This window comes from Nocardia neocaledoniensis (assembly GCF_029868625.1).
Classification (GTDB): domain Bacteria; phylum Actinomycetota; class Actinomycetes; order Mycobacteriales; family Mycobacteriaceae; genus Nocardia; species Nocardia neocaledoniensis_A.
The window spans coordinates 37567-49267 of sequence record NZ_JARWOJ010000230.1; the positions used below are offsets into that span (position 1 = coordinate 37567).

Below are 11701 nucleotides of genomic sequence, written 5' to 3' on the forward strand. Positions count from 1 at the left end.
CTGCCCCCGCCTGTTCACCGGGTTCCGGCCGCGGCGGGTGCCGCGGGGCGGGCACCGGGCGTGCCGACGATGCCGAAGGCGATGAGGCTGTCGGCGGTGTCGCGCACCGTCTCCTCGATCGGGCGCATCGTCCAGCCCAGTTCGCGGCGCGCCTTGTCGGCGCTCACGCGTTCGGTGCGGCCGAGCACCGGGACGGTCAGCCGCACACCCTTGTCGAACACCGCGACCAGCCGCACCAGCCAGTTCGGCAGCACCCTGGTCGGCACCCGGAATCCGCGCGGGCCGTATTCGCGCGCCAACAGGGCCGCGAGCTCCCCCATCCACAGCGGATCGGCCGCGCAAATGTATCTCTGACCCGCCGCCTCCGCGGTCTCCATCGCCAGCCGGTGCGCGACGGCCAGGTCACGGACATCGACCGGGGTCCAACCGGTCCGCACCGAGCCGGGCACGTCCCGGTCGAGCAGGCGGCGCACCGGTTCGTGCGAGGTGCTGGTCGTCGGCTCGAGCAGCGGGCCGAGCACCATGCCCGGGTTCACCACGACCAGTTCGAGTCCACTTGTCCCGCGCACCGATTCGACGAAGTCCCACGCGGCGCGCTCGGCGAGGGTCTTGCTCTTCTGGTACGCGGGGATCCGGTCGACCACCGACCAGTCCGCCTCGGTGCGCACCTCGTCCGTCTCGTGGCCGTAGGCCACCGCCGCCACCGAGGAGGTGAGCACGACCCGCCGGACCCCGGCCGCGGCGGCGGCGCGCAGCACCCGCAGGGTGCCCTCGACCGCGGGTTCGATCAGGGCGCGCTCGTCGTCGGGCGGAGTGGACGGGAAGGGCGAGGCGACGTGCAGCACGGCGTCGCAGCCCGCCACCGCCTCGGCCCAGCCCGCGTCGTCGTCGAGGGTGGCGGCGACGAATTCCAGCTCGCCCCCGGTGCGGCGGGCGAGTTCGGTCAGGTGCGCGCGCCTGGCGTGCGCGGCGAGGTCACGCACGGTGCCGCGGACGGCGTACCCGTGCTCGAGCAGGTCGGCGATGCAGTGTCCGGCCACGAATCCGGTGGCGCCGGTGACAAGTACCCGTGTGGTCATGGTGTTCACCTATCGGTGCGGCCCGCCCCATCTGAGCGGTGCTCAAATAATCTAAACACCGCATAGATCTGATGTCCAGTGGCAATTCGCCCGACCCGGTCGCCTACGCTCACAAGGGTGAAGCGCTCCAGTTACCACCACGGCGACCTGCGGGCCACCCTGATGGACGCCTGCCTGCGCCTGATCGAGACCGAGGGCCTCGCGGCGGTGAGCCTGCGCCGGGTGGCCAGGGAGGCCGGAGTCAGCAGCGGGGCGCCGTATCACCACTTCCCCGACCGGGCCGCGCTGCTCTCGGCGCTCTCGGTCGACGGTTTCCAGAAGCTCGCCGCCGAACTCACCGCGGCCAGGGCGGCCGCGACCACCCCGCTCGGCGCCCTCTCCGCGCTCGGCGAGACCTACGTGCGCTTCTCACGCGACCACCAGGCCCAGTTCCGGCTCATGTTCCGGCCCGAGCTGTCGCACTCCGAGAAGCACCCCGACGCGCACGTCGCCGGCGACGCCGCCTTCGCGGTGCTGGCCGACACGGTCGCCGACGCCATCGCGGCCGGGGTACTGCCCGCAGGCCGCGCCGATGTCATCACCATCGCCTGGTGGGGCCTCGGGCACGGGCTGGCCTCGCTGTGGCTGGACGGGAAACTCGACGAGCGCAGCGCCCAGCTGGGCACTCCGACCGCCGACCTCGTCGACACGATCATGCGGTCCTTCGCCGACCTGATCGCCCCGCGCGGCAGCGACGCCTGACGGGCGCGCGAAATTCGCTCTGCCCGGCGCGGGAGCTCCCCTACAGTGGAATCGTGCAGCACCGAGCAGCAGAGCCGATGTCCGCCACCGCGATCCACGATTCGGTGCTCGTGCCCCGCTACGGCACGGCCTCGCTCGCCGATCTGCTCCCCTCGGCCCTGGCCTGCCTGGGTGTCGAGGGCGAGACCGACCGGCTCGGGCTGGCCCTCGACGTCGACCACGTTTGTGTCCTGCTCGTCGACGGGCTCGGCGCACTGGCGCTCGCCGAGAACGCCGCGACCGCGCCGTTCCTCACCGGCCTGCCCGCCGCGACGCTCACCGCGGGCTTCCCCAGCACCACCGCCACCAGCCTCACCACGCTCGGCACCGGCCTGCCGCCGGGCGAGCACGGCATCCTCAGCTACCTGCTGCGCCTGCCCGGCCAGGACCGCCTGTTCAACACCCTGCGGTGGCGGCTCAACGGCGAAGGCCCGAAAGTCGACGCGCTGACCGCCTTCCCGCCCGAGCGGGTCCAGCCACGACTCAGTGCCTTCGAACGCGCCATCGCCGCCGGCATCCCCGCCATCCAGGTGGCGCCCGGCTATCAGAACGGCTCCGGGCTCACCAGGGCGGGCTGGCGCGGCGGCGACTTCCGGCCCACCTACTCGGTCGGCGACCTGCTCGACGGTGTTCTGCGCGCGGTCGGCTCGGCGCCGAAAACCCTGGTCTACACCTATCATTCGGAGCTCGACACCACCGGCCACGCGCGCGGACCGGCCAGCAGAGCCTGGCGCTTCGAACTCGCCCACGTCGACCGGATCGCCGCCGAACTCGCCGCCCGCCTGCCCGCTCGCTCCGCGCTGATCGTCACCGCCGACCACGGGATGGTCGAACTCGGCGACCGGATCGACTTCGACACCCACCCCGATCTGCCCGACGGGGTGGCCGAGCTCGGCGGCGAACCGCGCGCCCGCCACGTGTACACCCGCGACGGCGCGGCCGCCGACGTCGCCGACACCTGGCGGGCCGTCCTCGGCACCGATTTCCTGGTCCGCACCCGCGCCGAGGCCGTCGAAGCAGGCTGGTTCGGGCCGGTCGCCGACGAATTCACCTCGCGCATCGGCGATCTCGTCGTCGCCGCGCTGGGCACCGGCGGCATCGTGCGGACCGGCGCCGAGCCGCTGCAGACGATGATGGTCGGCCACCACGGCTCACTCACCGCCGCCGAGCAACTCGTCCCCCTGCGGATCCACCGCACCTGAACCGCACCGCATAGGCTGGAGGCCACCCGATCGCGCGCGGCGCGCTCAGCGAACCCTCCAGGAGGAACCATGCAGTCCACCACCCGAACCGGGACCCTCGCGCTCGGCGTCGCGGTGCTGGCGGTGCTGGCGAGCGGTTGCACCGAGGTCGAGCGGGCGCTCAACCAGGGCGGTGACACGACCTGCCGCGACTACGTCAACCAGGAACCCGACACCAAGCGGATCACCATCACCAAGGCGATCAAGGAGCGCAGCGGCTCCGACAACGAGCCGGCCGGCACCCTGGTCGATTCGATGATCGTGCAGGTCGACCTGCTGTGCGCGGGCCAGCGCAATATCGACACCCCGATCAAGAACGCCGATATCGCCGGTCTGTTCCTGAACAAGTAACCGGGGCGGCGTCAAGCCGCCACGACAGGGCAGGCACCGGCGACCTGGTCGTCCGCCGGAAAACAGCGCACGCGTCGCACGCCCAGCTGATAGACAGGACAGGGCAGGCGGAGAGCAGGGAGTGAACGTGGGCGCACACGAGGACCGGAGCGCCGGGTCACCCAGGCCCGACCGGCTCGCGGACTATCGCGGTGCGCTGGAGAAGCAGTGGAACCGGCTCGCCGCGCCGTCGCGTCCGATGCAACTGCCCCGCGACACCGGACCGGTGCGCGAAGAGGTCGCCAAGTCCTGGCAGCGCTCGCTGCACACCGTCGACCCCGGACAGACCGTCGCGCCCGGCTTCAACGACATCAGCGATCGCTGGTCGGAGTCGCCGCTGCGCAGGCCGGTGACCGAACTCGCCGGTCAGCTGCGCGGAATCGCCGAGGACTCCGGCTATCTCGCTGTCGTCAGTGACGAATCGGGCACCATCTTGTGGACCGCGGGCGACCGGGCACTGCGCAGGCAGGGCGAGCAGGTGAACTTCGCCCCCGGCGGGGTCTGGGACGAAAGCCACATGGGCACCAACGGGTTGTCGCTGGCACTGCACGACGACAAGGCCTGCACGGTCTTCTCCGCCGAACACCTGGTCGCGGCGCTGCACGGGTGGGTCTGCTATTCCGCGCCCATCCACGGACCCGACGGCAGGCAGGTCGGCGTGCTCGACCTGTCCTCGAGCTGGGAACGGTCCCATCCGATGGTGATGACCTCCGTGCGCGCCCTGGTCACCGCGGTGGAGACCATGTTGCGCGCCGAGGCGCCCGCCCCAGCCCCCGGCGTGCGTCTCGAATGCCTCGGCGCCGCACGGCTTCTCCGCGACGGCAGGCCGGTGCCGCTGCCGCCGCGCCAGCTCGAGATCCTGGCCCTGCTGGCGCTCGAACCCGAGGGCTACACCCCCGAACAACTGCACGCCGCGGTCTACGGCGAGCGGGCGGTCTCGCTCAACACGCTCAAAGCCGATGTCTCGCACCTGCGCCGGGCCACCCGCGGCGAGATCGCCAACCGGCGCTACATGCTCACCGGTCCGATCTCCTGCGACGCGGTCGACCTGCTCGCCGCGATCGAGGGTGGCGACCTCACCTCCGCGCTGTGGCTCTATCGCGGGCCGCTGCTGCCCGGCTCCGATCTGCCCGGCGTGGAACAGTGGCGCGCGCACCTCGATGTCGGGATCCGCAACGCCGTGCTCGGCAGCGACCGTCCCGAACACGCCGTCGCGTTCGGTCAGCGCTGCCCCGGCGACATCGCGATCCACGAGCACGCGCTGCGTCTGCTGCCGCGCGACGACGTGCGCCGCGCCGTCGTCACCGCCCGCCTCTACACCGCGCGCCAGTCCTGACCTGCGCGAACACTCGCACCTACCTCGTACCAACCTTCGCCGACCATAGTGTGTGCCACCACGCACAGGCCGCGAGGAGCGAGGCGCATGATCTACGGCAAGCCCGGATCGGACACCGGCATAGTCAGTTATGCCGCCCGATACGACAACTTCATCGGTGGCGACTGGGTCGCGCCGATCGAAGGCCGTTATTTCGACAACACCTCCCCCGTCGACGGCGAAACCTTCTGCGCGGTGGCCGGATCCACCGCCGCCGACATCGACCTGGCGGTCGAGGCCGCCCAGCGGGCCGCCGACGGCTGGGCCGCGACACCGATCGCCGCACGGGCGGGCATCCTCACCACCATCGCCGACCGGATCGAGAACAGCATCGAGCCGCTGGCCGTCGCGGAGACCTGGGACAACGGCAAACCGGTTCGCGAGACCCTGCACGGGGACCTGCCGCTGACGGTCGACCAGTTCCGCTGCTTCGCCGGTGTGCTGCGGGCCCAGGAGGGCGCGATCGCGCCACGCGACCTCGACACCATCTCCTACCATTTCCACAGCCCGCTGGGGGTGATCGGTCAGCACGCGGGCTGGGACTTCCCGATCCTGTCCGCGGCCGCCCTGCTGGCGCCCGCCCTGGCCGCGGGCAACTGCGTGGTGCTCGTCCCGGCCCAGCAGACGCCCGCCTCGCTGCTGCTGGTGGTGGAACTCATCGCCGACCTGCTGCCGCCCGGGGTGCTCAATGTGGTGAACGGACGCACCGCGCAGGTGCTCGCCCAGTTGACCGGCCACCCGGGACTGGCCAAGGTCGACACCCCGGACCCGGGCGGCAAGAGCCCCAATCTCTTCCTGTCCGACGTCACGGCCGCCGACGACGCCTACCTCGCCAAAGCCGTCGAGGGTTTCGTCACGTTCGCCGTGAACCAGGGCGAGGTGCGCACGTGCCCGTCACGCGCGCTGATCCACTCGTCGATCTATGACGAGTTCCTCGCCCGCTGCCTCGCCCGCACCGAGGCCATCGTGTCCGGTCATCCGCTCGACACCGAGACGATGATCGGGGCGCAGGCCGGCAACGACCAGTACGAGAAGATCCTGTCCTACCTCGACATCGGCAGAGCCGAAGGCGCCCGCGTGCTCACTGGAGGGGAAGCACGTAAGGTCGACGGCCTACCCGGTGGGTATTTCCTCGAACCCACCGTGTTCGAGGGCGAGAACACGATGCGGATCTTCCGTGAGGAGATCTTGGGACCCGTTGTCGCGGTCACCCGCTTCGACACGATCGACGAGGCGATCCGCCTCGCCAACGACACCCGTCACGGTCTCGGTGCGGGCGTGTGGACCCGCGACATCGCCACCGCCCACCGGCTGGCCCGCGAGATCGATGCGGGCCGGATCTTCACCAATTGCTACGACCCCTACCCCGCGCGCGCCGTCAGGGAGAATCACGCCATGTTGCTCGGGCACTACCAGCGGACCAAGAAGGTACTGGTCAGCCATTCGACCACGAACCCCGGGATGTTCTGATGCAGAACCGGATCCACCGCGTGGAGATCACCGAACGCGCGCAGACCCTGTTGCGCAGGCTGATCGAGGACAACGGGCCGGTACTGTTCCGCCAGTCCGGTGCCGGCGCCGACTCCGAAGTCGCGCCGGTCTGCCTGTCCGCCAAGGAGTTCCCGATCGAGAAGGCCGACGTGCTGCTCGGCAGGCTCACCTGGCACACCGAATTCTGGATCAGCCCCGCGCAGTTCGAACACTGGAAGGACACCCATCTCACCGTCGACGCGGTGCGCGGCCAGGCCGACGAGCAGTCGCTCGAGGCGGGCCACGGCATGCGTTTCGTGCTGCGCGCGCGGCAGCTGACACCGGCGGAGAACGCGGCACTGGCCGCGGCCCCGCCCCCACGGACCGGCGCCGACCGCACGTTGTAGCGGCGCGAGGACCTGACCTGGCCGGATCTTTCCCGGAGCGGCCAGGACACGGCGAGCCCCCGCCGACTGGGCCATCGCGGCTCAGCCGGCGGGGCGAGCTCGCCGCTTTTCCGTGTCCGCGCCGCCCTAGCAAATGTGTTCGGCGACAATCCAAATCGCGTCTCGCTCACCGAGACAGGCGCGACAAGAGTGCAACGATTCCGTTACGTTATGGCGATGTTCTTAGCGAGACTCGGTGTTCGTACCCGGATTCTGGCGATCGCTCTCATTCCCAGCGTGACGCTGGTGGCGGTCGGTGTCGGCACGGCGGGATACCTGGTCAATGAGAGCAACACCGCCAAGGAATGGGCGTCCGCCCTCCAAGGTGCCGTGGCGCCCACCCAGGATCTCATCGAGGCCATCCAGTCCGAGCGCCACCTGACGCTGTCGCTGGTGGCCGGCGACACCACCACGCTGCCCGGTCTCGCCGCCGCTCGCGCACGCACCGACAGCGCCCTGGACGCGCTCAACGTCGTCGTGCAGAACCTGCGCGACGTCGACAGCACCGATCTGGGTGACAACCAGGCCGAGCACGAACTGCTCCGGACCAACATCACCGGCATGCGCGCGGGCGCCGACGCGGGCATGCTTCCCGCCGAGCAGGCGTACATGTTCTTCAACGTCGTCATCGACAGCTTCCTCGCGGGAACCAAGCTCGTGCTCACCGAGGCGCCGAACGCGATCGTGGCGGGCGGCGTCGGCGAGGGCATGAAGCTGCTCGCAGGCATCGAGGCGATGTCGCGCAGCAACGCCCTCGGCGCGGCCATCGTCGCCGCCGACGGCCAATTCGCGGTGCCTCTCGACGAATACATTCGCCAGACCGGTTTCTACCGCACCGAACTCACCCAGCTCGTCCCCGAACTCACCGCCAGCGAGCGGGAGGTGCTGCAGTCGCTGACGGCCTCGCCGCAGTGGCAGCAGCTCGCGGCCATGGAGAGCGCGATCATCGCCCGCTACGCGAAGCCGGCGAGCACGTCGACGAGCAGCAGCAGCAGGCAAGCCGCGCCGGAGCCGCTGCCGATGACCTCGGCCGAATGGCAGAGCGCGCTGGGCGCCGTCGATCAGGCCCTGCTCGACCTGTACTCGACCCACAACCGCTACGTCCAGGGCCTGGCCGCCGATTCCTCGCGCCAGTCCGAGGGTTTCGCGTGGGCGGCGGGCGGCGGCGTGCTCGGACTCACCGGCCTCGTGCTCCTGGTCGCGGTGATCCTGGCCAACCGGATCATCCGCAGGCTGCGCCGCCTGCGCACCGAGACCCTCGCGCTCGCCGACGAACAGCTGCCCGCCACCATGCGCGCGCTGCGCGACGGTGTCGACGTGGATGCCGCCCAGATCACCCCGAGGCTGGACTTCGGCCGCGACGAGATCGGTCAGGTGGCGGACGCGTTCGAGCACGCCGCCGCGGCCGCGCTGCGCGCCGCCGTCGACGAGGCCCGCACCAGGGAGGGTGTGCGCGCGGTGTTCCTCAACATCGCCCACCGCAGCCAGATCGTCGTGCACCGGCAGCTCGAGATCCTCGACGAAGCCGAACGGCGACAGGAGGATCCGGCTCTGCTCGAGACCCTGTTCCGGCTCGACCACCTGGCCACCCGCGAGCGCCGCAACGCCGAGAACCTGATCATCCTCGGCGGCGGACGCCCCGGGCGGCAGTGGCGCAAGCCGGTGCCGGTGATGGACGTCGTGCGCAGCGCCATCGGCGAGACGCTCGACTACGCCAGGGTGCGCGTGACCAAGCTGCCCGAGGTGAGCGTCGTCGGGACCGTCGTGGCCGACCTCGTGCACCTGCTCGCCGAGCTCGTCGACAACGCCACCGCGTTCTCCCCGCCGCAGTCGCGGGTGGAGGCGGGCGGCAACGTCGTCGGCAAGGGCGTGGTCATCGAGATCACCGACCAGGGCATGGGGATGAACCCCGAGGACATGGAGCGCTTCAACGCGATGCTGGCCGATCCGCCGGACTTCGGCGTCGGCACGCTGTCCTCGGACTCGCGCCTCGGCCTGTTCGTGGTCGCCCGCCTGGCCGTCACGCACGGCATCTCGGTGCGGCTCAGCGAATCCGACTACGGCGGCATCAGGGCGATCGTCCTGGTGCCCGCCGCGCTGCTCGCCGACGGTGCCGACGACATGCCGAGCTCGCCGCCCGCATTGTCCTCGGCGCAGCGCCGCGGCCTGCCCTCGCCGGTGGTGACCGGGCCACTGACCGCGGTCGAATCGGCTTCGGCCCCGGTGGCCACCCTGGTCGCCGAGCCGCCGGCGCCGGTGGTACCCGAATTTCCCCCGGTGCCCGAATTCCCCACGGCGGCGGAATTCCCCACGGCGGCCGAGGCTCCGGCCGCGCCGCAGATCCCGGCGGCGCCCCCACGCAACGAGGACCGGCCCGCGCTGCCGCGCCGTCAGCGCCAGACCAATCTGGTGCCCGAGCTCACCGAGGAACCCGCGGCCGAAGCCGCCCCCGCCACGGAACGGCCGCGCTCGCCCGAGCAGGCCCGCGACATCATGTCCGCGATCGAGAACGGCACCCGGCAGGGTCGCAAACCACTGAGCAACAATCAGGAACAGGAAGGCTGAGGTGAACTCTTCCCCAGGTGATCTCAACTGGCTGCTCGACGATCTCGTCGACCGGCTGGCCGGGGTCCGCTACGCGGTCGTGCTGTCCACCGACGGGCTGTTGCTCGGACGCTCCTCGCAGATGAAGCGCGAGGACGCCGAGCACTTCGCGGCCATGTCGTCGACCCTCTACGGGCTGGCGCGCAGCGCGGGCAGCCGCTTCGACGGCGGTGGCGTGCGCCAGGCGGTGATCGAACTCGACCGCGCGGTCCTGTTCGTCACCTCGGCGGGCGACAACGCCTGCCTGGCCCTGCAGGCGAACGAGTCGGCCAATCTCGGCATGGTCGCCTACGAAATGAATCTCACCGTGCAGCGGGTCGGCAGCTATCTGTCGACCGAACCGCGGCACGGTCTTGCGGAGCTATAGGAAGCGTCACCATGACTCGACTCGGCGATCCGTGGTTCGACGACGCGGGCCGGCCCCAGGGGCGGGCCGACGCCGGGGCCCCCCGCCCCCCCCAGGGGGCGGGGGCCGCCCGGGGCAAGGGGACGGGGGGGGGGGGGGGGGGCCCCCCCCCCCCCCCCCCCCCCCCCCCCCCCCCCCCCCCCCCCCCCCCCCCCCCCCCGCGCCGACTGCGTCGGCGGACCCTCCTCGAGGTCGGGTCGTGTCAGCTGCGAAATCGACAAAGGCCGGGACCCAGGGTGTTTCCCTGTGGCCCGGCCTTTTTCGTGCTGCTCAGTCGAGTGAGACGTAGACCTCGACGCTGGTCGGGCCGGTGTAGCGCTCCAGCTCGGCGGTGTGCGAGCGCGTGATGGTGCCCGCGTTCTCGGCTTTGATCACCTGCGCCCACGCGGTGCGCAGCAGGTCGTAGGGCTTGTCGGAGACGACGAACTTGGCGTAGCGGCCCGCGGGGATGCGGGTGAGCACGTCGCCGGTGTCGATGTCGTCCAGGCCGGACACCTCGTAGCCGAGCACCGCGACCGCGTGATCGTTCTGGCCGATGTAGGCCGCGGCGCGCGGCACCGTCTTCTCCCTGGCCAGGTAGCGGTCCCAAGTGAAATTGACCAGGTCGAGGTCGCGCGCGGTCACCTCGCGACCGGCCAGCGGGACGGTGAGCCCCGCGATCAGCCCGTCGTCGAGAGTCACGATCTCGAAATCGACAGTCATGGCTACTCGCCCCCCTTCTCGTCGATCAGCGAAACGAAGATCTCGACCGTGCGGTCGTCCGGGTACTGCTCGTAGTCGCCGGCGTAGGCACGTTCGAATTCCCCGGCGGCTTCCGCGTCCCAGATCTGGCGCCACAGTCCCACGATGGTGTCGCCCCGGTTGTCGCCGGTGGCGACGAACCGCGCGTACCGGCCGGCCGGGGTGCGCGCGGGCACATCGCCGCCCAGAAGATCGGCGAGGGTGTTGCACTCGTAGCCGACGATGTGGGTCAGGTAGGAGTTGATCTCCGTCGCGAAATCGACGTACCCCGTCGCGATCGGTCCCGGTAACGAGGGTCTCGCCAGCAGGTGCTGCCACGCCTCCACCACCTTGGCACGGCGTGGCCCCTCCACGGCGAGCGCCGGACTGCGGAGCACAGTGCCCGCGATCAGCGTCTCGGGACGGTCAACGACATTGAAATCCACCTGCGTAGCCCCTATGTCTAGTCTCGTCGTCGCTCGAGCGCATATCTTCCCGCATCGATATGACAGGTTTCGCGCCGGGACCGGTCGGGCGGCTCGCGCTCTGGCCAACGATGTTGCCATGAACGCGGGGGTGCCGGGTCGGGGTGGCCAATCCGTGATCTATCCACCGCCGAGACCGGGGAACAATTCGCCCGGCGAGCCGGACGGCCGCGGCGCGGGCGGGGGGATGATGATCAGCGGCGCGGGGTTGCGCGACGTCGCGGTCGGCGGGGTGATGATGTCCGGCGGCGGATTGCGCGGCGAGTTCCGGGGCGGGTTCAGGATGTCGTACGGGCCGCCGGGCGCCGCGGGTGCGGGCGCCCCACCCGGTACCGGCGAGCCGCCGCCGGACAGTGCCGGGGTGGGGAACTGCTCGATCGGCGTGCCCGCCAGCGCGGTGTCCATCACCTGCTTCCAGATGTCGGACGGCAGCCCGGAGCCCCAGATAGCGCCACCGCCGCCGCCGCGCAACGGCTGCGGTTGCTCGGTGCCGATCCACACCGCCGTCGACAGTGCGGGCGTGTAGCCGATCATCCAGGCGTCCTTGTTGTCCTTGCTCTCGCCGAGCTGGGTGGTGCCGGTCTTGGCGGCCGACGGCCAGCCGTCGGCAAGGCCGTGCCCGGTGGAGTAGTTGGCGATCCGGGTCATGGCCAGGGTGGTGGCAACGGCGATCGCGGCGGTGATCCCCTGTTCGGGCACCGCGGG

At 70.9% G+C, this 11701-nt stretch carries 12 protein-coding genes; 8 read left to right on the forward strand and 4 right to left on the reverse strand.

The features are described from left to right. Positions 1-14 precede the first annotated feature (14 nt). The gene (locus QH270_RS17455) at positions 15-1079 is read right to left on the reverse strand and encodes an NAD-dependent epimerase/dehydratase family protein (RefSeq protein WP_280343449.1); all 1065 of its coding nucleotides are present in this window, start codon (positions 1077-1079) and stop codon (positions 15-17) included. 117 nt (positions 1080-1196) lie between these two features. Between QH270_RS17455 and QH270_RS17460 the strand changes: the two genes are divergently transcribed. The 8 genes from QH270_RS17460 (at position 1197) to QH270_RS17495 (ending at position 9752) form a co-directional block, all read left to right on the forward strand. Next, the gene (locus QH270_RS17460; protein WP_280343451.1) at positions 1197-1820 is read left to right on the forward strand and encodes a TetR/AcrR family transcriptional regulator; all 624 of its coding nucleotides are present in this window, start codon (positions 1197-1199) and stop codon (positions 1818-1820) included. 53 nt (positions 1821-1873) lie between these two features. Further along, positions 1874-3061, forward strand: a complete 1188-nt coding sequence (locus tag QH270_RS17465) for an alkaline phosphatase family protein (RefSeq protein ID WP_348537668.1) — start codon at positions 1874-1876, stop codon at positions 3059-3061. A 69-nt stretch (positions 3062-3130) separates the two neighbouring features. After that, a complete protein-coding gene (locus QH270_RS17470; RefSeq protein WP_280343453.1) occupies positions 3131-3451 on the forward strand; it encodes a hypothetical protein in 321 nt (106 codons plus the stop codon). A gap of 127 nt (positions 3452-3578) precedes the next feature. Further along, a complete protein-coding gene (locus QH270_RS17475; RefSeq protein WP_348537669.1) occupies positions 3579-4826 on the forward strand; it encodes a transcriptional regulator in 1248 nt (415 codons plus the stop codon). An 87-nt stretch (positions 4827-4913) separates the two neighbouring features. Then, positions 4914-6335: an aldehyde dehydrogenase family protein gene (locus tag QH270_RS17480; RefSeq protein WP_280343459.1), complete on the forward strand. Its 1422-nt coding sequence runs from the start codon at positions 4914-4916 to the stop codon at positions 6333-6335. After that, positions 6335-6742 carry a DUF779 domain-containing protein gene (locus tag QH270_RS17485; RefSeq protein ID WP_280343462.1) on the forward strand — a complete coding sequence of 136 codons (408 nt, stop codon included), beginning with the start codon at positions 6335-6337 and terminating at the stop codon, positions 6740-6742. Before QH270_RS17480 ends, QH270_RS17485 begins: the two co-directional genes overlap by 1 nt. Before the next feature lie 216 nt (positions 6743-6958). After that, a complete protein-coding gene (locus tag QH270_RS17490; RefSeq protein ID WP_348537670.1) occupies positions 6959-9346 on the forward strand; it encodes a sensor histidine kinase in 2388 nt (795 codons plus the stop codon). A 1-nt stretch (position 9347) separates the two neighbouring features. Continuing rightward, positions 9348-9752 (forward strand): roadblock/LC7 domain-containing protein, encoded by a 405-nt coding sequence (locus QH270_RS17495; protein ID WP_110040626.1) that lies wholly within the window; start codon positions 9348-9350, stop codon positions 9750-9752. Between the two features lie 309 nt (positions 9753-10061). Here QH270_RS17495 and QH270_RS17500 read toward each other — a convergent pair whose 3' ends face one another. The 3 genes from QH270_RS17500 to QH270_RS17510 form a co-directional block, all read right to left on the reverse strand. Next, positions 10062-10493 (reverse strand): GyrI-like domain-containing protein, encoded by a 432-nt coding sequence (locus tag QH270_RS17500; protein WP_280343468.1) that lies wholly within the window; start codon positions 10491-10493, stop codon positions 10062-10064. 2 nt (positions 10494-10495) lie between these two features. Continuing rightward, positions 10496-10957: a GyrI-like domain-containing protein gene (locus tag QH270_RS17505; protein ID WP_280343471.1), complete on the reverse strand. Its 462-nt coding sequence runs from the start codon at positions 10955-10957 to the stop codon at positions 10496-10498. A gap of 159 nt (positions 10958-11116) precedes the next feature. Beyond that, on the reverse strand, positions 11117-11701 hold a 585-nt coding region (locus QH270_RS17510), incomplete at its 5' end, for a penicillin-binding transpeptidase domain-containing protein (protein WP_280343473.1).

Coding starts and splice junctions, on each gene's coding strand:
- QH270_RS17470 (WP_280343453.1), top strand. CDS start 3,131: ATGCAGTCCACCACCCGAACCGGGACCCTCGCGCTCGGCGTCGCGGTG.
- QH270_RS17485 (WP_280343462.1), top strand. CDS start 6,335: ATGCAGAACCGGATCCACCGCGTGGAGATCACCGAACGCGCGCAGACC.
- QH270_RS17490 (WP_348537670.1), top strand. CDS start 6,959: ATGTTCTTAGCGAGACTCGGTGTTCGTACCCGGATTCTGGCGATCGCT.
- QH270_RS17500 (WP_280343468.1), bottom strand. CDS start 10,493: ATGACTGTCGATTTCGAGATCGTGACTCTCGACGACGGGCTGATCGCG.
- QH270_RS17455 (WP_280343449.1), bottom strand. CDS start 1,079: ATGACCACACGGGTACTTGTCACCGGCGCCACCGGATTCGTGGCCGGA.
- QH270_RS17480 (WP_280343459.1), top strand. CDS start 4,914: ATGATCTACGGCAAGCCCGGATCGGACACCGGCATAGTCAGTTATGCC.